Consider the following 20811-nt stretch of genomic DNA (forward strand, 5'->3'; position numbering starts at 1 on the left):
ATCAGCCCTTCACTGCTCCGGTCAGCACGCCCTTGGCGAAGTGCCGCTGGATGAACGGATAGACACACAGGATCGGGACGACCGAGATCATCAGGATCGCCATCTGGATGGAGGTCTGTGGCGGCAGCGCTTCGGTCGCCCCGAGGTCCTGGGCGCCGATCTCGACGCCGTTGACCACGTAGGTCCGCAGTACCAGCTGCAGCGGCCACTTGCTGCTGTCGTTCAGGTAGAGCAGGGCGCCGAAGAAGCTGTTCCAGTAGCCGACCCCGTAGAACAGGCCGACCACCGCGACGACCGCCTTGGACAGCGGCAGCCCGATGTACCAGAACATCTTCCATTCCGAGGCGCCGTCGATCCGGGCCGAGTCGAGCACGGCGTCCGGCAGCCCGACGAAGTACGCCCGGACGACGATCACGTTGAACGCGCTCACCGAGGTCGGCAGGATGACCGCCCACAGGCTGTCGAGCAGCCCGAACTGCTGGATCACCAGGTAGCTCGGGATCAGTCCCGGGTTGAACAGCAGGCTGATCAGCACGAGCAGCAGCAGCGGCTTGTTGCCGACACTGCCGCGGCGGCTCAACGCCCAGCCCAGCATGCAGGTCAGGACCAGGGCGATCGCCGTACCGACGGCGGTGATGAAGCCGCTCACCAGAAGGGCCTGCGTCACCGTCCCGCCGGACAGGATCGACTTGTACGCCGACAGGTCGATTCCGTGGGTGGGGAAGAGTACGAAGCCGCCGGCCCGGATCACTTCCTCGGGCGAGGCCAGGCTGGTGGACACGACCCCGATGAACGGGACCACCACCACCGCGCAGATCAAGGTCAGGAAGATCGCCTTGACGATCCGCTCGGCCAGGCCCGGCATCGGCATCCCGCCGGCGAGTACCTGCTGGCGTTTCATCCTCGGTACACCCCTTCCTCACCGAACCGGTGGGCCAGTTTGTTGGCGCCCAGGACGAGGACCAGCGCGACCACGCTCTTCACCAGACCGACCGCGGCCGACGTTCCCCAGTCGCCGCCGAGGATGCCGTTGTTGTAGACGTAGGTGTCGAGCACTTCACTGACATCGGTCCCGACCGCTTGCTGTTGCAGGATGATCTGCTCGAAACCGACCGTCAGCGAGTCGCCGAGCTTGAGGATCAGCAGCAGGATGATGATCGGCTTCAGGCCCGGCAGCGTGATGTGCCAGGTCTGCCGCCAGCGGGTGGCGCCGTCCACCGCGGACGCCTCGTACAGCGACCGGTCGATCTGGGACAGCACGGCCAGGAACAGGATCGTGGCCCAGCCGGTGTCCTTCCACATCACCTGCGAGGTGAGCAGGGCCCGGAACGCTTCGGCGTTGCCGATGATGTTGATCGGGTCGTACCCGTGCGAGCGCAGCCAGTTGTTGATCATCCCGGTGCCGCCGAGCATCTGCTGGAAGACCGCGACCACGATCACCCAGGACATGAAGTGCGGCAGGTAGATGACGGTCTGGACGAACTGGCGGATCCGGTTGGACAGCAGGCTGTGCAGGACCAGGGCCACCACGATCGGCGCCGGGAACACGATCACGGTCTGGATCGCGGTCAGGATCAGCGTGTTCTTGACCGCGTTCAGGAACTCCGGGTCGCCGTCGACGATGGTCTTGAAGTTCTCGACCCCGGACCACAGGCTCTTGCCGACGCCGAGGTACGGCTGGTAATCCTGGAACGCGATGACATTTCCCCAGAGCGGGAAATAGTGGAATGCAAAGAGGATCAGCATCCCGGGGATCGCCAGTAACAGGATGGGATAATCGCGGCGTAATCGCGTGAAAAGAGACACTGTCCTCCTCGGTGGAGGTTACCCAATAATTGGGTGAGTTAGGCAGGGGCAATAAAAAGTGATCGATCCACTTCTGAGTCGGTAGCTAACCGCAGCCCGTGGAGGGTGTCAAGAGTTCGTTGTTCGGCTAGTGTTCGGGAGTGAGCGAAGTGGAGCGGAAACGGCCGTCGACCATTCACGAGGTGGCCCGGCTGGCAGGCGTCTCGCACACGACCGTGTCGCGGTACCTGCAGGACAAGGACAGCCTGAAACCGAAGACCAGGATCAAGGTCGAGTACGCCGTGAAGGCGCTCGACTACCGGCCGAATCTGGCCGCGCGGTCGATGCGCACCCGCCGGACGAACCGGCTCGCCATCGTGCTGGCGACCGGCCCGAACTTCCCCGGGCGCGCGCTCTCGGCGGCCGCCGAGACCGCGCACCAGGCCGGCTACCAGATCGAGGTCGTCAGTGTCGAAGGCGGTCCCCGGGTCCGGGCGGCGCGCATCGACGAGCTGGCTCGCTCGGGGCAGGTCGACGGGATTCTGGCCATGTCCTCGATCGACCTCAAGAGCTCCAGGTCACTGGAGGTGCCGCTGGTCCGCAGCGAGATCCATGACGAGAAGCTGCGGGTGCTGGGCGAGCTGGCCGGAGCGACCGAGGTGCGCGAGATCATCGAATACCTGGCCGGGCTCGGGCACCGGACTTTTCTGCATGTGGCCGGCGACCAGGAGTTCTCCTCGGCCCGCAACCGCAAGAGCGTCTACCTGGAGACCATCGAGCGGCTCGGTCTGCGCTCGGTGGGCGTGGTCGACGGTGACTGGTCGGCCCAGTCGGGGTACGACGCGATCACCGCGCTGCCGGCCGACTGTGGCGTCACGGCGGTGGTGGCCGCCAACGACGTGGTGGCGATGGGCGTGATCCGCGGCGCGCGGTCCCGCGGCTGGGAAGTGCCCCGCGACCTTAGTGTGTTCGGATGGGACGACGAGGCCATGGGCCAGTTCGCGACCCCGTCGTTGTCGACGGTGTCGGTGGACCGCGAGGCCCAGGCCCGCGACGCGATCCACCGGTTGCTCGCGGAGATCCAGGGCAAGCCTGCTCCGGAGCGGTCCGCCCGGACCCTCAACCACGTCATCTACCGAGAATCGACCGCGCCACCGCCCCCGGCGGACGGGCGCTCGGAGGCACAGTGAAGTTCACCGCCCGGCTGATCGCCGCAGTCCTCGCGGCAACCGCCCTGCTCGTCCCAGCCAGTACGGCGAATGCCGCGACCACCGCGGTGGCGCAGCACCCGGCACGCTGCTCGGTCGTCTGGTTCGACCTCGGCAACACCTTGGTCGACACCAAGGTGGCCGGGCGGATGACCTGGATGGAGGGGGCGCAGCGGCATCTCCGGCAGCTCCGGGCCGTCGGCGTACCGGTCGGTCTGATCACGAACGTGCCGCCGGAGTGGGGCGCGACCGACGCCGAGCGTGCGGCCGCGACCAAGGCGTACGTCGACGGTCAGTGGGCGGAGGCGGATCCGTTCCCGTGGGCGCTGTTCGGTGACCGCATCCTGACCCCGCGGACCAAGGCCGAGTCGAAGCCGGCCCTGGCCCTGTTCGAGCGCGGGAAGTCGGCCGCGTCCCCGTGCCGATCGTTCTACGAAGGGGAGACCCCGGCCGAGATCACCGCGGCCGAGCAGGCCGGCCTGACCGGCTACCTCACCGGGCAGCCCGATCAGCCCGCCTTCATCCCGCTGTGGCGCGTGCTCTTCCCCGTGAAGCTCTGACAGAAGGGATTGTCGGCGTGACAGATCGGTGACAGGGTGCCCAATGCATCGTTGTAGCCGCAGTCTGTCCCCGCCCCGACGCGCATTGGAGTACCTCCGATGAAACGCCTACTCCGGTTGCTGATCACCGGCCTGTTACTGGTCACCGGCCTGGTCGCCGCCCAAATCCCCGCCTCGGCTCAATCCGCTGCGCCCACTGCCAGCGGCACCTTGCTGCAGCCGGCCGGAGCGAGTCTCTATCCGCGAGCCATCCGGCTTCAGCACAACGGCGCCGCCAACGGACGCATCCTGGCGAGCGTCGTCTCGTTCCGGGGTGCCGCGAGCGGTGTCGGCGTGATCCACGAGAGCACTGACAGCGGCGCGAGCTTCGCCGAGGTCGGTGTGGTCGCCGATCCGGAGGCCGCCAACAACCAGGGTCTGTGCTGCGCGACCCTCTTCGAGCTGCCCCGGCAGATCGGCTCGATGCCGGCCGGCACGCTGCTGTGGGCCGGTTCGGTCGGTTCGAACGACCGCCCGATGGCCCTCCGGATCTGGAAGAGCAACGACCTCGGCCGGACCTGGAGCTACCTGTCGAACTGCGCAACCGCGCCGAACGACCGCGGCCTGTGGGAGCCCGAGTTCTCAGTGGCCTCGGACGGCCGGCTCGTCTGTCACTACGCGGATGAGACCGACGGCGTCCACAGCCAGAAGCTGATGGAGGTCCGCAGCAGTGACGGCGTGAACTGGACCGACCGGGTCCCGACCGTGCAGAGCACGAACGGCGGCCACCGGCCGGGCATGCCGGTGGTGCGGCAGCTGAACCCGAACTTCTACGTCATGGTCTACGAGATCTGCGGACTCGGTGGTCAGTACGACTGTGTCGTCCACAAGCGCACCTCGAGCGACGGCTGGAGCTGGGGACCGCCGAGTGATCTCGGCACCAGGCCGCAGACCATCGACGGCAAGTACTTCACGCACACGCCGACCGTCGCGGTCGTCGGCAACAAGCTGTTGCTGATCGGTCAGATCCTGCAGAACGCCAACGGATCAGTTGCCGCTGACAACGGCCGCACGATCCTCGCGAACACCGAAGGCTCCTTCGGCTTCTGGTACGAGCTCGAGGCACCGGTCCACGTCCCGAACCCGGTCAACCATTACTGCCCGAACTACAGCTCACCGCTGGTCGGTTCGGCCGACGGCACGAAGGTCCTGCAGCTCGCCAGCGACTTCAGCAACGGCGACTGCCAGACGTTCTTCGCGACCGGCTCCGCGATCGGTACCGGAACTGACACCGGCGTGATCGGCGGAGCGACGTACCGGCTGCTCAGCGCGCAGAGCACCTACTGCATGGATGTCGCGGCCGACTCCCGCGAGTACGGCGGCCGGATCCAGCAGTGGTACTGCAACGGCCTCGGCCCGCAGAACTTCCAGTTCACCGCCGAGGGCAACGGCTACTACCGGATGAAGGGCCAGAACAGCCAGCTCTGCGTCGAGGTCACCAAGAACTCGTTCGAACCCGGCGCGAAGATCCAGCAGTTCGCCTGTCAGGACGGCGGCTGGCAGCGCTGGAAGTTCGTGAACGTCGGCCGCAACTACTACCAGATCGTCGGCCAGAACTCCGGCCACTGCCTGGACGTAGCCGGCGGCTCCACCGCAGCCGGCGCCGACCTCCAGATCTGGCACTGCAACAACCTCCAGCCCCAGATCTGGAAACTCGAACGCCGCTGACGTAACCCGGAGCGCTCAGGAGCCTGCAGCGGGCAGGCCGAGCGCGGTGCGCAGGCGGGCCGGGCTCATCGCGCCCGGCCGGTCTGCCTCCGGGAACGACGCGAGCAGCTTGATCAGATCGTCACGACGCGTCGGATCCGCCGCGGCCTGCCGCGGTGTGAACCCGGACAGCGCCGGGATCGGTTCCGTCAGCCACTTCTGTTCGTACTCGAGAACGAACTCCTCCAGTACGGCGGCAGTCTCCGGATCGACCGGACCACCGAGAGCCCCGCGGTCGCGGGTGGAGTCCGACGCGAGCGCGGCCATCTCGCGCATGTCCCGGGCCGGTCGACGGGACTCGCTGACCAGAACGACCGCGGGCATCAGATCGCGCAGCACTGCGACGACCCGCTCGAACCGACGCTCGCTGTTCGCTTCGACCTGCAGGATGTCTCCGCTCAGCTGGAGAGTCGCGCTGATGCGTCGCAGATCGTCAGTCGTCACGTGCTCGAGCCAGGTCGGCTCCGGCGCGTCGGCGCGGTCGAACTGCTCGTCGAGGAGGTTGCTCAAGGCAACTGGGTCCTCGGTGCGAAGGGTGGCCTCGCAGAAGACGAGCGGATCGCCTTCGGTGTTCTGCAGGACGGCCGGCGCGAAACGGCGGGTGAGGTATTCGACCACCTCGGGAGGGGTTGGTTCGGAGTCGAGTAACGCGATCAGTTCGTCGCGCTGGTGTAGCGCGACGGGCGTGATTCCGCCGAAGATCTGCAGGGTGTCGCCGGCTGCGGCGACGCGGGCACAGATCAGATCGCCAGCGGTCAGGGCGGTGCTACCGGTGCGCTCGCGTACCTGCTGGATATCGCCGGTCCGCAGGTCGCGCAGAGTGAGATTCTCGCCGGGACTGACAGCTGTCACCTCGTGCACCGAGCGAGACGTCAGCAGCCACTGCTGCGCGAGCAGTTGCTCGTCGGCTGGCAGCAGCACACCGCGAGTACTGAGGAAGTCCTCGAGCAATCCGCCTTCGAACAGCAAGACATCAGTGATGAGCGGATCCGAGATCGCCGCCTCGATCTCGGCATCGGTCTCGGCGTACTCAGCACGCAGATCACCCAGATCGTCGTGCAGGATCTGGCGGGGTGGGTCGGCCAGGTACCGGTCCGCCTTCTCGTACAGCCAGCGTGCGCGCTCCGCGAGAGGGAAGTCCTTGTTGGTGAGGTGGCACTTCTTGTACTTCTGCCCCGATCCGCACCAGCACGGGTCGTTTCGCCCGAGGTCAGCGCGCGGCGCCGCGTCGTAGCGCTCGAAGATCTGCAGCATGGGGTCGTTGTCGGGCGCTTCCACGCGCCGGAGCAGCGACAGACCACGCGTGGTGTCGCCCCGGTCGAAGGCGTAACGGGCCAAGTCGTACACAGCCGGCGGCCAGTCCGGATCGAGTGACTCGGCGGCCAGCAGCGTCTGCTCGGCGGCTGTGATTTCGCCGAGCAACTCCTGGGTCTTGGCTCGCAGCCAGCGGAGGGCGGGGCGAGTGTTCCGCGGCATCAACGGTTCGAGTGCCTCGGCGAGCAGTCCGAGTGGAGCCGCCCGCTCGGCGTCGTAGCCAGTCGTTTGCTCAAGCAGCGCCACGGCGACCATCGGTTCGTCCAGAAGCGCGAGCAGCTCCTTGACTTCGCCGGTCAGTTCGTCGAGCGCCGTGGCGTCGTGCTGCTCGGCTACCTGCGTGTACAGACCGGCGGCCGCCAGCACGGCCAAGGCCTCTTCGTTGTCCAGCTCGAAACGATCCATCACGGTTTTCAGCCGGCTGTCCAGCTGCCACGCACCGAAGTCGAAGCCTTCCCGCGCCAGCCAGTCGACGCCCCGGGCCAGACCGTTCGCCGCGAACAACTCGTCCAGCGGCATCAGTGGCTCGCGGAAGAGCTCGGGATCCTCGGCGCACACAGTCCAGATCGCCGTATCGAGCTGCTCGGGCTCACGCCGATCCAGTACGGCGATCAGGGCCTCCGCGACCGCAGTTGCCGCCTTCGCGTCGGCCGGCGCATCCGGAACCTCGAGCGCGAGCCCGTCGCCGGTGATCCGCAGCGCGATCAGATCACCGGATCGAACCTTCCTGGCGCCCCAGTACCCGAGGGGCAGTAGGACCACCTCGAAGTCGGTCACTTCTTCGAGCGGTACGTCGCGTTCGGCGAGCTTCTCGGGCTCGAACGGAACAATGATCAATTCGATCGGTGTGCCGTCCAGCAGCTGAGTGTCTTCGGTTGCGAACAGCAGTGCCGCCGCGGTGAAGTCGGGCGTCAGGTAGAGGAGATCGTGGGCGGCCTCCACCTCCGTCACCCGGCGAACGAACACCCGCCCGGCGAGCAGGCTCGGCAGCCAGGCCCACCGCTCGTCGCCGAGGAGCACCAACTGGGTGTCGGGCACCTCCTCGAGGGCTTCCTCCCAGGTGTCCACAGGCTCCGGACCGAGATCGACACCGCGACCTTGCAGTTCGGCGAAGAGCTCGTGGTCCGCCAGCGGTCCGCGCGCGGCAAGGATCTCCGCTGCAGAATCCAGTACTGCGTCGTACGACACGTCGAAATCGCCCATGGCAGACCACTCTAGGGGGCCGCGTCCTCGGCGGTGGACCAGGTGTCTGGACGGCACCGCGACGTACTGTGGGTCGCATGAACTTGAAGCTTTTGAATGGTGCTGAGATCCCCGCGGTGGGACTAGGTGTGTGGCAGGTCGAGGACGGTGCTCAGACTGAGCAGGCGGTGTCGGCGGCGCTGGAGGCCGGGTACCGGCTGATCGACACCGCGCAGGGGTACGGGAACGAGGTGAGTGTCGGGAAGGCGATCCGGGACAGCGGGATCCCCCGGGAGGAGATCTTCCTGACCACGAAGTTCGACCCGAATCGCGACGACTCGTTCACCGAAGCCCAGAAGAGCCTCGAGCGGCTCGGCACCGACTATGTGGACCTGTATCTCGTGCACTGGCCGCAAGGTGGTCCGACCCGGGCCTGGGCCGGGATGGAGAAGGCCAGTGCGGCCGGACTCGCGAAGGGCATCGGCGTCTCGAACTTCAGTGCCGCCGAGCTCGCCGAGCTCGCGAAGGTGAGCGAGGTCCCGGCCGCGGTGAACCAGGTCTACTTCAGCCCGTTCGCCTACCGCCGCGGCCTGCTGGACGCGAGCAACAAGGTCGGTCTGGTCACCCAGGCCTACAGCCCGCTGGGCACCGGCGACCACCTGACCGATCCGGTGGTCGGCCGGATCGCGGCGGAGCTGGGCCGGACTCCGGCCCAGGTCCTGATCCGCTGGGGCGTCCAGAAGGGCATGTCGGTCATCCCGAAGTCGACCCACCGCGAGCGCATCGAGCAGAACTTCGCAGTCTTCGACTTCGAGCTCGACGATGCGACCGTGGCAGCCCTCGATGGCCTCGACACCACCGGCGGCACCGCCGAGGCCCGCGAGGACAAGTGGTGGTGAGCTAGGACGCCCACACGCAGGTCGCCGTACCGAAGCCGAGTGTCCGGCCGGTGTGCGGCGACCTGACCGTCACCCAGACGGTGCGCTCCAGAGAGATGCCCGGCTGGAGTTCCGGCACGGTGTCGGTCCAGCCGAGGTCGCTGAAGCTGCCGTTGACCGCGGACTGGTAGTGGGTTGTCCGCAGGTAGCGCGCGGTGCCGAACACGGGCTCGCCGGTGCTGCTCTTGGCGACGCTGCCGTACTCGTACTTGAGCTCCATCGCCTGCTGCTGCGGTTCGTTGTACTGGACTCCTTCGGCCCGGGCCGTGACGGTCTTCGCGTCGCGGTCACAGGTCAACGTGACGGTCGTCCGGGTGTCGTAGGCGCAGGACGCGGACCGCTCGGCGAGGACATCGCCGGACAGGTTCTTGACGGTCGCGACGACCTTCTCGGTGTAGAAGAGGTTGCTGCTGATCGGGAAGCTGCGCTGGTAGCCCGCGACGGTCAGGTCGCCGTTCGCGTCCGACTTGCCGGCCACGGTGGTCGTCGTACCGAAGGCCGGGATCCTGGCCGAGGTCGTCGCCGTCGCGGAGTAGCCGGACTCGACCTTGAAGTCGACGGTGACCGGCCAGTTGGCCGCGACGCCGCCCACTCCGGTGATGCCGGTGCGGATCGCGTTCGTGGCCGGGTCACAGGTGATCCAGGCGTGGAACTTGGTTGTCGCGGCAGCGGCCGGAGCGGTGGCAAGCAGGGGTATGAGCAGGCCGGTGGCAGCCAGCACCGCCGCCAGGCGGAAGTTTTTCACGAGGGTCCCTCCCAGGGATCGAATCAAGGTTGATGATTCGACCACGCGGCGAGGTCACCCACTAGACCAGAACTAGCGCAGGGTGTCTCGCAGTTGGCGGCGGGAGGTGATGCCGAGTTTTGCGAAGGTCTTCCGGAGGTGCCACTCGACGGTTCGCGGGCTGAGGAACAGTTGCGCGGCGATCTCGGGGTTGGTCAGGCCGTCGCGGGCCAGCCCGGCGATCTGCGCCTCCTGCGTGGTCAGGTCGTTCACCGTCTCGACCGAGCGCTTCCGGACCGTCTCCCCGGTTGCGAGCAGCTCGTGCCGCGCCCGCTCCGCGAAGGCGCCGAGCCCCAGCGCGGTCAGGGCGTCGTACGCCGTCCGCAGCTCGCCGCGGGCGTCGGCGCGACGACCCTCGCGACGCAACCATTCGCCGTACAGGAGTCTGCTGCGCGCGGCCTCACCCTGCAGGCTGGTCCGGTCGAGGCACTCGATCGAAACCCGGTACGCCGCTTCGTCCGCGTCCCGGAGAGCCCGCACCCGGGCCTCGATCCCACGACTCCAGTCAGTCGGTACGGCGGTCGCCCGCTCGCTCAGCCAGGTGAGGGTGGACTCGACCAGCTTGCTGTCGCCGGTCCGGGATGCGGCTTCACCCAGCTCGCCCGCGATCAGAGCGCCGTACCCGATGATGTCCTGCTCGAAGATCCACTGTGCTGCGTCCCGGGCGAGGTCGTAGCGACCGAGCCCGTTGTTCAGCACGGCCTGGGCATACCGGACGAGGACACCTGCTCCGGTGCCGGTCACCTCGGTGCCGCGGAAGGCGGTGACCAGCAGGCCGCCGTACTCGACCGATTGGTTGCCGGTGGCCACCGCGATCCGGCGTTGTTCGTCGACCATCCGGGCCGCCTCGTCGAGTTCACCCGACAGGCAACGCAGAGCCGCGCCGAAGTCCAGCGCGAACTGCAGGCGCAGCAAGGCGCCGGTCTGCCGGGCGAGCCGTTCCTGGCGGGCGACCAGCCTGCGGGCGCTCTCGAGGTCCCACAGGTCGATCGCGATGATGCCGCTGGCCAGGTGCCCGGTCGGCTGGTCGGTGTGATCCCGCAGCTCGGTCGCGATCGCCTTGGCCAGCCCCGGCGCTGCCGCGACATAGCCACGGGTGAACCGCGCGGCGAGCGCGTGCAGGAGCTCCGGGGCACCCGAGCCGATCGGTGACGGTACGGCGTTGGCCGCCTCCGCGACGATTCCGGTCGAATCGCGTCCGGCCGCCCAGATGGCTGCGGTCAGGGCGGCGAGCTGGGTGCTCTGGGCGAGGTCGGGTTTGAGCGGTTCGAGCTGCCCCGCGGCGTCGAGGAGGGTGGCGGCCGCCTCGCGGTTACGGCCTTGATCGAACTGGATCTGACCGCGCAACCGCTGAGCCAGCGCCGATCGGAGCTCGTCCGGCGGACCGTTCTGCAACTGGTCGAGAAGACCGAGCGCGGTGTCGAGCGCGCCACCCGCAGACCGCGCGGTCGCGGCGGCGAGTAGGCGCTCGGCCCGCAGATCGGGATCGAGGGTCAGCTCGACCGCTCGCTCGAGGAACGCGCCGGCGGCGAAATGCCCGCCGCGCTCCCGGACGCCGGCCGCGGACCGTTCGAGTTCGGAGGCGACCTCCTCGTCGGGGAGCGGAGCTGCCTGCGCGCGATGCCAGGCGCGACGGGCCGGGTCGAGATCCGGATCGGTCACCTCGGCCAGCGCCAGATGAGCGGCCTGCAGATCGGATGCGGCCGCAGTCCGGTACGCCGTCGATCGGACCAGCGGATGCCGGAATCGGATGTGGGTGCCGAAGGTGATCAGCCCCGACTCGAGTGCGGCCGTGGCTGCGTCGGCGCCGAGCCCCAGTCGCTCGGCGGCGCGCCAGAGCAGGGTCGGATCGCCGAGCGGCTCGGCCGCGGCCAAGGTCAGGAGCTGCCGGGCAGCGGTCGGCAACGCGTCCAGCCGCTGTTCGAAGCTCTCCTCGATCAGCGCGGTCCGGCCGGATCCATTGGGCCGCCCGGTCTCGGTGTGGGGGAGCTCCAGCAGCGCGAGCGGATTGCCCTGCGCCTCGGCGACGATCCGGTCCTTGACCCGCGAATCCATCAGCCCGGGGACGGTCGTCTCCAGCAGGGTCTGGGCGTCGGCGCGATCCAGGCCGCCGATCTCCAGCTCAGGCAGTCCGGTGAACCCGTGATCGAAGCCGTTGCGGACGGCAATGACCATGACGACAGACTCGGCGTTCAGGCGGCGGGCCACGAAGGCGAGGATGCGTTCGGACATCTTGTCGAGCCACTGCGCGTCGTCGATCACGCAGACGAGCGGCTGGTCGGCGGCCGCGTCGGCGAAGAGGTTCAGGACCGCCAGCCCGATCAGGAACTTGTCCGGCGTCGGCCCGCTGACCAGGCCGAACGCCGTACCGAGGGCTTCGGCCAGCGGAGCCGGCAGTCGGTCGCGGTGTTCCAGGAAGGGCTGGCAGAGCGGATACAGACCGGCGTACGCGAGCTCCATCTCGGCCTCGACCCCGGCCGTCCGGGTGAACGCGCAACCGCTGGTGCGCGCCTCCATTGCCTCCAGCAACGCCGTCTTGCCGACGCCGGGCTCACCCCGCAGTACGAGGACCGCGCTGCGGCCGCTGCGGGCTGCCTCGACCAAGCGGTCCAGCTCAGCGCTCTCCGGACCGCGTCCTACGAGCTCTGCACTGACCACCTGGGCATCGTACTGACCGATTGTGAAGATCTAACGGACCAGCCCCGATTCCCAGGCCCAGACGGCGACCTCGGTCCGGTTGCGGGCAGTGATCTTCCGCTGGATTGCGGTCAAGTGCGACTTCACCGTCGATAGCGAGATCATCAGCTCCTTGCTGATCTCGGCGTTCGTCCGGCCGCGGGCCACGGCCATCGTGACGTCGAGTTCGCGCTGGGTCAGCGCCGGTACGGCGGTTCGCGCCTTCCCGCTCGGTCCGCTGAACTGGGCCAGCAGTCGGGTGGTGATCGACGGGGACACCAGCGACTCGCCGTTCGCCGCCGCGTGCACGGCCTCGACCAGCAGCCGCGGACCGGCGTCCTTCAGCAGGAACCCACAGGCACCGGCCCGGAGAGCCTCGTGCACCAGCTCGTCCAGATCGAACGTCGTCACGACCAGCACCCGCAGCGGGTCGGCGACTTCCGGACCGGCCAGGATCCGGGTCGCGGCCAGGCCGTCGACGAGCGGCATCCGGATGTCCATCAGCGTCACGTCCGGCCGCAGCTCCTGGGCAAGGGCAACGGCCTGCTTGCCGTCCGCCGCCTCACCGACCACCTCGACCCCGGGTTCACGCTCCAGGATCAGCCGGAACCCGGTCCGCACCAGAGCCTGGTCATCAGCCAGCAGCACGCGCAATGTCACGAACTCTCCTTCGGCAGGGGAAGCTCGGCGAGCACCCGCCAACCACGCTCGCCGTACGGTCCGGCGGTCAGTCTCCCGCCTAACGCCTCGATCCGCTCGCGCATTCCGATCAGTCCGTAACCGCCTGCCTGAGGGAGTCGATTCTGCCGCCGGGCGCGGGCGACCCCGTCGTTGCCGATCGCGACCCGCAGTTGGTTGTCCTCGACAACGACTGCGACCATCACGTGCCGAGCCTCGGGTGCATGTTTGGTGACATTGGTCAACGACTCCAGGACGACGCGGTGGACCGTCGAGACAGTTGCCGGAGGCACGGCCAGCTCGGCGAGGCCGGGAGCCAGCTCGAGTACGACCTGATCTTTGCCATCGACAACGGACTCGATCGCCTCCACCAGACCGCCGGTCGTGATCTGCGCGGCATCCTCCGGACTACGCAGTACGCCGACCAATCGTCGTACCGCTGCCAGCGCTTCGGAACCGGCCTGCTCGATCTCGCCGAGCATCTCGTGTTCGGTGCTGTCGGCAAGCACCACCTGCGCTGCCTGGGCGCGGACGACCACACCGGTGATGTGATGCGCCACGAGGTCGTGCAGCTCGCGGGCCAGGGCGAGCCGCTCGCGGTTCCGGGCGGCGGCCAGGGCGGCCTCGCGGCGGGTGACGCTGTCGCGCAGCATCAACCCGACTGCCAGCGCGATACCCCACAGGATCGCCCAGAAGATAGCGACAGTGAGCCTCGGCTGGTCGTCGCCGTACCGCAGCAGGGGCCCGACGACCATCGCCAGCCCACCGAGTACGGCGAGCGCGCCCGCCCGAAGGGAGGCGAGCCGATGGCAGCACGCCCCGATCAGGAGCGCCAGCCCCGTCACCTCGCAGTCGCCGGCCAGCGGCGCGGCCGGCGTACCGAGCACGCCGATTCCGCTGCACAGCAACGAGATGGCGATCGCGGCCGCCGCGAACTGCCCGATCCGCTCGGGGTAGCGACGGCGCAGCAGCGCGAGCGCGCTGATCACCGCGCCCGACGAGTAGTAGAGAATCTCGCCGGGCTGGGTCTCGTCCAGGATGATCCGCCGGACCGCTTCGTCGAGGTTCAGGCCGACGACGAGTGCGATCTCGGCGATCATCAGGGCTCGGGAGCGTGTCACCGAGGCGCCGCCGCTGCCGAGCAGGCGTAGTCGTGCGCCGGGCGGACGCCGGTGGTCAGGAACGTCGTCACCGGATAGTTCGCGCACCGGTTGCGGCCGAACAGGTAGACGCCGTGACCGCCTTCATCGGCCGTGACCATCGTGGCCCGCCGGCCCAGAGCCTGCCGCATCTGCTGGGCGGCGGCCAGGGGAGTGGCGGGGTCGCGGAGGTTCTGCACCATCAGCACGTTAGCCGGACCGTTGTCGCTGACGCGGACGGGTGCCTCGGGCGCGTCCGGCCAGTAGGCGCACGGCTGGATGTTGGCCCCGGCCGCACCGAACAGCGGGTAGCGAACCCGATCGACGGCCACAGCGCGCTGGTAGGTCTGCACCGAGGTGGGCCAGCGCGAGTCGTTGCAGATGATCGCGTACCGCCCCGAGATGAGCTGGTCGGCGCCCTCAGCGACACTCGTGGCGCTGCCGGGTGGCGGAGGCGGCGGCTGGTTCGCATCCAACGACTTCCACAGCTCGGCGAGCACCGGCATCTGCGCGGCGCCGTACAGGTAGGCGAACGTGATCAGCCGGAGCATGGCTCCGTCGTACGTGGCGTCGGGCGCCACCACCGGCTTCTTGTCCAGTCGTGCCGCAAGCTGGTGGTACTTCGTGGTGACCTGGGCCGGCGTCCGGCCCAGCCCGTACTCACGGAAGTTGGCCGCGAGGTACGCCGCAAAGTCCGGCAGCCGATCCTCGACACCCTGCGACCACAGCCGCTCGCTGGGGTAGTCCCAGCCGCCCGGCGGGAGATTGCTGTCGAGCACGATCCGGTCGCTGCGCTCCGGGAACAGCGTCGTGTAGACCGCTCCGAGGTGCGTCCCCCACGAAGCACCGAGGTACGACGCCTTCGCTTCACCCAGTGCGCTGCGGATCTGGTCCATGTCGCGCGCGGTGTTGGCGGTCGAGATATGGGGGAGCAGCGCGGAGGTCTTCGAACTCCAGCACTGCTTGGCGATCTGCTGCACGTCGGCCGCCCGCTTGGCGACATCGGCCGCGGACTTCGCGTACGGCGGGATGTTGCCGTAGAGCTGCTGTTCCGCGGTCAGGTCGCAGGTCACCGGCGTACTGTGCCCGATCCCGCGCGGATCGAACCCGATCACGTCATAACTGTCGAGCACGCTCTGCGGCAGCTTGGCGGCCACGAGGGTGGCCGGATAGCCGAGGCCGGCGCTGGGTCCGCCGGGGTTGACCAGCAGCACCCCGCGCCGTTGGTCCGGCTTCTTGCTGGCCAGTCGGGAGACCGCGATGTCGATCTTCCGGCCGGACGGATTGCGGTAGTCGAGCGGTACTTTCAGGGTCGTGCACTGCATTCCCGGTGGAACGGGTATCCCCGGCGAGACATCTGCCGGGCACGCGCCCCACTTCAACTCATTCGACGATTCTGCCTGCGACGTACCGGGGACCAGTGCCGTCACCACGGTGGCGGCGGCAACGGCCAGGGCCAAGGTCTTCCGCATCTCGAATTCCTCCCGAGCTCGATGTGGACAGCCCTTACTCTTCCGAGCGGACTGCGCTGCCACATCGCACGCGCGGCTACTTCTGCACCGGCCAAAAGTACGAGGCGATACGGTTCGTGTCGTTGGAATTCAAGGGAGGCAGACGAGATGGCACTGTGGTTAATCACCGGCGCTGGGCGTGGGCTGGGCCGGGCGTTCACCGAGGCGGCGCTCGAGCGTGGTGATCGGGTGGTCGCGACGATCCGCCAGGACGGCGTACTGGACGACCTCGTGAAGCAGTACGGCGATCGCCTGGTCCCGCGTGCGTTGGATGTCGCGTCGGCAGCTGAGGTGAGCCGCGTGGTGGCGGACATCGTCGAGACCGTCGGTACGCCGGATGTCGTGGTGAACAACGCGGGCTACGGGCTGGTCGGGGCGATCGAGGAGCTGTCCGAGGAGGAGATCCGGGCGCAGTTCGACGTCAACCTCTTCGGTGCAATCTGGGTTACGCAGGCTGTGCTTCCGCATCTGAGGGCGCGCGGATCGGGCCGGATCATCCAGGTCTCGAGTGTCGGCGCAGTCGGCCACCTGCCGTTGTTCGGTGCCTACAACGCAACGAAGTGGGCGCTCGAAGGCATGAGCTCGGCGCTCGCCGCGGAGGTCGCGCCGTTCGGGATCGACGTCCACCTGCTGCAGCTCGGCGGCTTCGCCACCGACTGGGCCGGCTCGAGTATGCGCTTCACCACGGCGAACTCGGCGTACGACGGCACTCGTGAAGGGATCCTCGGGATGCCGGGCTACCCGACGCCGGAGGACGTTACGGCGGCTGGGCCGTCCACCGACGAGTCACCCGCGGTCGCCGCGCAGGCCCTGCTGGCGCTCCTCGATGAGCCGGAGCCGCCGCTCCGCAAGATCATCGGGAACGGCGCGCACGACATGGTGCGGATGGCGCTCGAGTTCCGGCGCGACGACTACCTTCGCGATCCGGCGTTCAGCTGGCCCGCAGGATCATGAACGGGGGCTTGTCCGCCAGCTCGGTCGGGACATCCCGCCCACCCGGCACGATCCGCCGTACGGTGTCGTAGCCGGCGGCGTGCAGGCCCTCGATCAGTACGTCGGTCGCCCAGCTACCGGACTGGAAGCTGAAGCTGCCGCCGATGTAGAAGATCGTGGCCTCGTAGGGCTGGCGTCCGTCCACGGCAGGCCCGTTCGGGTGCTGCTGCACGCCGTACTGCGGGTTCTGCGTGCTGAGCACGTCCCAGTCGGCGTCGGCGTTGGCGGTCACCAGCAAGAGGTCGTCACCGGCGACCGCGAATCCCTTGAGCATGGCGTCCAGGTCGGCCCGCGTCTCCGCATGGTTCACCAGCCACATCGCGGTGACCAGGTCGAACCGGCCGTCCTGCGCGCCGCGCGTCGCATCGCCGAGCAGGTACTCGATCTCGCCGGGTACCGACTCGGCGATCGCGATCATCTCTTCGGACAGGTCGACCCCGACCACCCGGTCGGCTCCTTGCGCGGCCCACAACCGGCTGTAGAAACCGGTCCCGCAGCCCACGTCGAGCACGGTCCGCCCGGCCAGCCCACCGACCTCCGCGAGTACGACGTCCTGCTGGAACTGGCCGGCGACGGACAGATTCCATTGGTCGTAACGGCCCGCCAGCGTCGCGTACGTCTCCATACCGTCCCCCTCGTTGCCTGATGCATCGAGTCTGGCACCGGTCGCGCGACGGCTGCCGGGAGTGGACCGGACGGACCCGACGACGTCCCCTTCGGGCAGCCCGAGGGGCTCGAAACCGGGGGTGTTGTCGTCCTCGTCGGAGGCCAGGCAGATACTGCTGGAGGTGACCGGATGAGGCCGGTCCCTTCTGTCACAGTTCGGAGTACATTCAATGCCCGGTTTGACCCGGCGTTCCGTTCTTTTCGCCGTACCAGCTGCTGCTGCCGCGATCGCGTCCCCAGCCCTGATCAGCAGAGCGACCGCCTCCACCCCACACCAGAGCCCGATCGACATCCACCGCCATGGTGCTGTCGTGAGTCCCCATCTGCCCGCACTGCACGTGCACTACCCGCACTCGCTCGATCTCGAGATCCGTTACGAGAGCAAGGACCAGAGCCAGCCGGACGGCTGCGAGCACCGCACGGCCGAAGAGACCGTGCTGGCCGAGATCCCCGAGGGCGCCGCGTGGGTGACGCTCGCCGGCGTCCGCTACAACCTGGCCAACTTCCACTTCCACACCCGGTCCGAGCACCGCCTCGACGGTCACCAGTTCCCGCTCGAACAGCACTGGGTGCACCTCGGCCCGAACGGCGAGAAGCTGGTGATCGGCCAGTTCATCAAGACTGGCGGCCACGGCGGCACCCTCCAGGACCAGGCCCTGGCGACTGTTCCCGAGGAGTGCGCCGAGGACGTCCACCTGCACGCCGCCAACCTGGCCGCAGCCCTCCCGTCCGACCTCTCGACCTTCCGGTACGACGGTTCGCTGACGACCTCGCCGTACTCGGAGCCGGTGTCCTGGCTGGTGCTCAACCACGTCCGCGAGATCAAGGCCTCCTCGCTGGCCCACTTCCAGTCCCGCTTCCCGGACGGCGACAGCCGCCCGTTGCAGGCGCTGAACGGGCGGACCGTCAAGTACCGCCCCCAGCACTAACTGACATCCTCTGGTTGTCCACCACGTTCTGAGACAGGCTTCCCCGCAAGCCAATGTCTTCTAGATTGGTGGACAACCGAGGAGGAGAAGCCTGTGACCGTGTCACCGGAGACGTCGTACCGGTTGCGCTACGGCGCACCGACCGTGGTCGAGCCGCCGGCTGAGTGGACCGAGGTCCTCGCGCAGCAGTTGTCGCATCGATCGGTACGACGGTATCGGCCGGACGACGAGGTGTCGGACGAGACCCTGTCCGCGCTGATCGCTGCCGCCCAATCGGCTCCCACTTCGGGGAACCTGCAGCTGTGGAGCGTGGTGGCGGTCCGGGACGACGCGCGCCGGCGGCGGCTCGCCGTACTGGCTGGTGAGCAGGGCTTCATCGCGCAGGCGCCGCTTTTCCTTGTGTGGCTGGCGGATCTGGCCCGGGCGCGGCAGATAACGTCGAATGCCGGGGCGCCGACCGCTGAGGGTGCGGACTTCGTCGAGGCGGCGCTGCTGTCCTTCGTCGACGTCGCGTTGGCCGCGCAGAACGCGTCGCTGGCGGCCGAGTCCCTGGGGCTGGGCACGGTGTTTGTCGGTGCCATCCGCAACCGGCCGCTCGAGGTGGCCGCGGAGCTCGGCTTGCCGCCGAACGTGTTCCCCGTCTTCGGTCTGACGGTCGGCCACCCGGACAGGCTCGACGAGACCGCGGTCAAACCGCGCCTGCCGCAGGAGGCCGTGCTGCACCGCGAGCAGTACTCGCTGGATCCGCAGAAGCCTCACGTGGAGACCTACGAGGACGTGCTCAACACCTTCTACGCCGCGGCCGGCCTCCCCGAGGGCTGGGCGCAACGAGTAGCCCATCGGTTCGGCACGGTCGCAGGACTGAAAGGCCGCGAGCATCTTCGCGAGGCTCTGTTGGCCCAAGGCTTTCAGCTCCGCTGATCTATAGGCGTAGCTCCGGCCAGTCCTTTAGGTCGCGGAGGAGTTGGCGGTCGTGGGTGGCGATGACGACTGCGGCCGGTGTGATCCGCAGTGCCTCGGTGAGCTCGTCGACCAGGGCGATCGACAGGTGGTTGGTCGGCTCGTCCAGCAGTACGACGTGCGGCCGGGCGGCGAGCAGCATCGCCAGATCCAGGCGGCGCTGCTGCCCGATCGACAGCTCACCGATCGGCCGGGACGCCTCCCGCGAACCCAGCAGCCCGAGTTCGCTCAGCGACACCTGCTCGGACTCGGCAAGCTTCCCCGTACTGACCAGCCGGCCGACCGCTGCGTCGTACACCTCATAGGCCCGGCGAGCGGACGCTTCCGGCGACTCCTGACTCAGCAACCCGATCCGCACATTCGGCCCGTGCTGAACCACACCCGTTGCTGGAGGCAACCGCCCCGCCAGAAGCGATAGCAGTGTCGACTTCCCAGCCCCATTCGGACCGGTCACGACGAGCCGATCACCCGACTGAAGCAGCACCGACCCGACCGGTTCGAGCCGACCCGGCACCCCCGCATCGGTGACCTGCACCAGCGTCGCGCCTGGCCGCGAACCCAGCTCCGGCATCCGAAACCGCATCGGCGGCCGCGGAACCGCGATCACATGCGCGTCGAGATCCTCCTGCCGACGATGCACCGCACGCACCAGCGCAGGCGCACGAGTAGCCCGTGCGTGCTTGCCGGTTCCTTTGGGCGGACGCCAACCGGTGGACAACCGGTTCTGTGCAGTCGACAGATCGTTGGCGAGCTGCTGACGCTCGGCAACCTGAGTGCGGTACTCGTCCTCCCACCGCTCACGCTCAGCCGCCCGGCCATCCCGGTACCCGCGATAGCCACCGCCGTACGTGCGAGGCAGGTCATCGCTCGTCGGATCCAGATCGAGAATCGCCGTGGCGACATCCGACAGCAGCGCACGATCGTGGCTGACCAGAACCACGCCGCCGGGATGCGCCTGCAACTGTGCGGTCAGGTACGCGAGACCGCCCGCATCCAGATGGTTGGTGGGCTCGTCGAGCAACAGCAGTTCGTGTCCGGCACCAAGCAGACAAGCCAGCCGGATCCGATACCGCTGCCCGACCGACAGCGTCGACAACACCCGACTCCGATCATCAACCGCACCCAACGCCGCAAGCGCGACATCAACCCGCCGATCGGCGTCCCACGCGTCCAATGCCTCAGCCACCGCGAGCGCGTCGGCGTACTGATCCTCCGCGCCCGCCCGCTGCTCAGCCAGCGCCGCAGCCGCACCATCGAACCCCGCCAACGCAGCCCGCACATCGCTCAACTCGACATCGATCAGATCGCCGACAGTCCGGTCATCACCGACCGGCATCTCCTGATCAGCAATCCCGATCCCACCAGTACGCCGTACTTCACCCGCATCGGGAACGAGACGCCCGGCCAGAATCTGAAGCAACGTGGTCTTCCCACGCCCGTTCTCCCCAACCACCCCGAGCCGATCCCCAGCCGACACGGTCAGATCCACACCCTGCAGAACGGCATGCCCGCCCCGCACAATCCGAACCCCACTAGCCGTCAGATGCGCCCGGGCACGCGTAGATACAACAGTAGTAACGCTAGACATACTTCCTCCGAAGCGAACCCGGACAGAGCTCTGCCAAGGTTCGATGACATGGGTGAACAGCGGACACAAGAACCGCGGCCAAGCCCAATCAGGCGCCGCGGGGTCCGAGCTGTCAGAGGAAGTAGAAATAGTGCATCCCCAAACCCTACCAAGC

General features: G+C 68.0%; 17 protein-coding genes. 7 read left to right on the top strand and 10 right to left on the bottom strand.

Annotation, left to right across the window (positions count from 1 at the left end; translation table 11 throughout):
- Position 1: 1 nt before the first annotated feature.
- A complete protein-coding gene (locus tag E1261_RS10925; protein ID WP_132405441.1) occupies positions 2-901 on the bottom strand; it encodes a carbohydrate ABC transporter permease in 900 nt (299 codons plus the stop codon).
- Positions 898-1746: an ABC transporter permease gene (locus E1261_RS10930; RefSeq protein ID WP_132405443.1), complete on the bottom strand. Its 849-nt coding sequence runs from the start codon at positions 1744-1746 to the stop codon at positions 898-900. The genes E1261_RS10925 and E1261_RS10930 overlap by 4 nt, the downstream gene beginning before the upstream one ends.
- A 200-nt stretch (positions 1747-1946) precedes the next feature.
- Between E1261_RS10930 and E1261_RS10935 the strand changes: the two genes are divergently transcribed.
- The 3 genes from E1261_RS10935 to E1261_RS10945 all read left to right on the top strand — a co-directional run bounded on the left by E1261_RS10935 (position 1947) and on the right by E1261_RS10945 (position 5260).
- Positions 1947-2975: a LacI family DNA-binding transcriptional regulator gene (locus E1261_RS10935; protein WP_132405445.1), complete on the top strand. Its 1029-nt coding sequence runs from the start codon at positions 1947-1949 to the stop codon at positions 2973-2975.
- Positions 2972-3553, top strand: coding sequence for an HAD family hydrolase (locus tag E1261_RS10940; RefSeq protein WP_132405447.1), 582 nt, complete (start codon positions 2972-2974; stop codon positions 3551-3553). Before E1261_RS10935 ends, E1261_RS10940 begins: the two co-directional genes overlap by 4 nt.
- Before the next feature lie 99 nt (positions 3554-3652).
- Positions 3653-5260 carry an RICIN domain-containing protein gene (locus E1261_RS10945; RefSeq protein WP_132405449.1) on the top strand — a complete coding sequence of 536 codons (1608 nt, stop codon included), beginning with the start codon at positions 3653-3655 and terminating at the stop codon, positions 5258-5260.
- A gap of 15 nt (positions 5261-5275) precedes the next feature.
- Here the strand turns inward: E1261_RS10945 and E1261_RS10950 are convergent, their stop codons facing one another.
- On the bottom strand, positions 5276-7816 hold the full coding sequence (locus E1261_RS10950) for an SEC-C domain-containing protein (protein WP_132405451.1): 2541 nt from the start codon (positions 7814-7816) through the stop codon (positions 5276-5278).
- A 77-nt stretch (positions 7817-7893) separates the two neighbouring features.
- Between E1261_RS10950 and E1261_RS10955 the strand changes: the two genes are divergently transcribed.
- Positions 7894-8694 (top strand): aldo/keto reductase, encoded by an 801-nt coding sequence (locus tag E1261_RS10955; RefSeq protein ID WP_132405453.1) that lies wholly within the window; start codon positions 7894-7896, stop codon positions 8692-8694.
- A gap of 1 nt (position 8695) precedes the next feature.
- On the opposite strand, the gene E1261_RS10960 is transcribed toward E1261_RS10955, so the two are convergent.
- The 5 genes from E1261_RS10960 to E1261_RS10980 form a co-directional block, all read right to left on the bottom strand.
- Positions 8696-9478, bottom strand: coding sequence for a hypothetical protein (locus E1261_RS10960; protein WP_132405455.1), 783 nt, complete (start codon positions 9476-9478; stop codon positions 8696-8698).
- Positions 9479-9550: 72 nt separating this feature from the next.
- Complete coding sequence (locus tag E1261_RS10965; RefSeq protein ID WP_132405457.1) at positions 9551-12175, bottom strand: ATP-binding protein; 2625 nt, start codon at positions 12173-12175, stop codon at positions 9551-9553.
- Positions 12176-12205: 30 nt separating this feature from the next.
- Positions 12206-12853, bottom strand: coding sequence for a response regulator (locus tag E1261_RS10970; protein ID WP_132405459.1), 648 nt, complete (start codon positions 12851-12853; stop codon positions 12206-12208).
- Positions 12850-13992: a sensor histidine kinase gene (locus tag E1261_RS10975; RefSeq protein ID WP_238176138.1), complete on the bottom strand. Its 1143-nt coding sequence runs from the start codon at positions 13990-13992 to the stop codon at positions 12850-12852. Before E1261_RS10975 ends, E1261_RS10970 begins: the two co-directional genes overlap by 4 nt.
- A complete protein-coding gene (locus E1261_RS10980) occupies positions 13989-15482 on the bottom strand; it encodes an alpha/beta hydrolase (RefSeq protein ID WP_132405461.1) in 1494 nt (497 codons plus the stop codon). Before E1261_RS10980 ends, E1261_RS10975 begins: the two co-directional genes overlap by 4 nt.
- A 147-nt stretch (positions 15483-15629) precedes the next feature.
- Here E1261_RS10980 and E1261_RS10985 point away from each other — a divergent pair, with 147 nt between their 5' ends.
- Positions 15630-16475, top strand: coding sequence for an SDR family NAD(P)-dependent oxidoreductase (locus E1261_RS10985; protein ID WP_132405463.1), 846 nt, complete (start codon positions 15630-15632; stop codon positions 16473-16475).
- On the opposite strand, the gene E1261_RS10990 is transcribed toward E1261_RS10985, so the two are convergent.
- The gene (locus tag E1261_RS10990) at positions 16453-17139 is read right to left on the bottom strand and encodes a class I SAM-dependent methyltransferase (RefSeq protein WP_165952450.1); all 687 of its coding nucleotides are present in this window, start codon (positions 17137-17139) and stop codon (positions 16453-16455) included. The two genes, E1261_RS10985 and E1261_RS10990, sit on opposite strands and share 23 nt — an antisense overlap.
- 220 nt (positions 17140-17359) lie before the next feature.
- Between E1261_RS10990 and E1261_RS10995 the strand changes: the two genes are divergently transcribed.
- Entirely contained in the window at positions 17360-18109 is a 750-nt protein-coding gene (locus E1261_RS10995) for a carbonic anhydrase family protein (protein ID WP_165952451.1), read from the top strand.
- Positions 18110-18202: 93 nt separating this feature from the next.
- Positions 18203-19030, top strand: coding sequence for an NADPH-dependent oxidoreductase (locus E1261_RS11000; RefSeq protein WP_132405469.1), 828 nt, complete (start codon positions 18203-18205; stop codon positions 19028-19030).
- A gap of 1 nt (position 19031) precedes the next feature.
- Here E1261_RS11000 and E1261_RS11005 read toward each other — a convergent pair whose 3' ends face one another.
- On the bottom strand, positions 19032-20588 hold the full coding sequence (locus tag E1261_RS11005) for an ABC-F family ATP-binding cassette domain-containing protein (RefSeq protein ID WP_238176139.1): 1557 nt from the start codon (positions 20586-20588) through the stop codon (positions 19032-19034).
- Positions 20589-20811 lie beyond the last annotated feature (223 nt).

This window comes from Kribbella albertanoniae, from assembly GCF_004348455.1.
GTDB lineage: Bacteria > Actinomycetota > Actinomycetes > Propionibacteriales > Kribbellaceae > Kribbella > Kribbella albertanoniae.

Bases quoted from the DNA above. Each gene is read 5' to 3' on its own strand.
- E1261_RS10950 (WP_132405451.1), bottom strand. From the start codon at position 7,816: ATGGGCGATTTCGACGTGTCGTACGACGCAGTACTGGATTCTGCAGCG.
- E1261_RS10990 (WP_165952450.1), bottom strand. From the start codon at position 17,139: ATGGAGACGTACGCGACGCTGGCGGGCCGTTACGACCAATGGAATCTG.
- E1261_RS10980 (WP_132405461.1), bottom strand. From the start codon at position 15,482: ATGCGGAAGACCTTGGCCCTGGCCGTTGCCGCCGCCACCGTGGTGACG.
- E1261_RS10925 (WP_132405441.1), bottom strand. From the start codon at position 901: ATGAAACGCCAGCAGGTACTCGCCGGCGGGATGCCGATGCCGGGCCTG.
- E1261_RS10985 (WP_132405463.1), top strand. From the start codon at position 15,630: ATGGCACTGTGGTTAATCACCGGCGCTGGGCGTGGGCTGGGCCGGGCG.
- E1261_RS10945 (WP_132405449.1), top strand. From the start codon at position 3,653: ATGAAACGCCTACTCCGGTTGCTGATCACCGGCCTGTTACTGGTCACC.
- E1261_RS10955 (WP_132405453.1), top strand. From the start codon at position 7,894: ATGAACTTGAAGCTTTTGAATGGTGCTGAGATCCCCGCGGTGGGACTA.
- E1261_RS10930 (WP_132405443.1), bottom strand. From the start codon at position 1,746: ATGCTGATCCTCTTTGCATTCCACTATTTCCCGCTCTGGGGAAATGTC.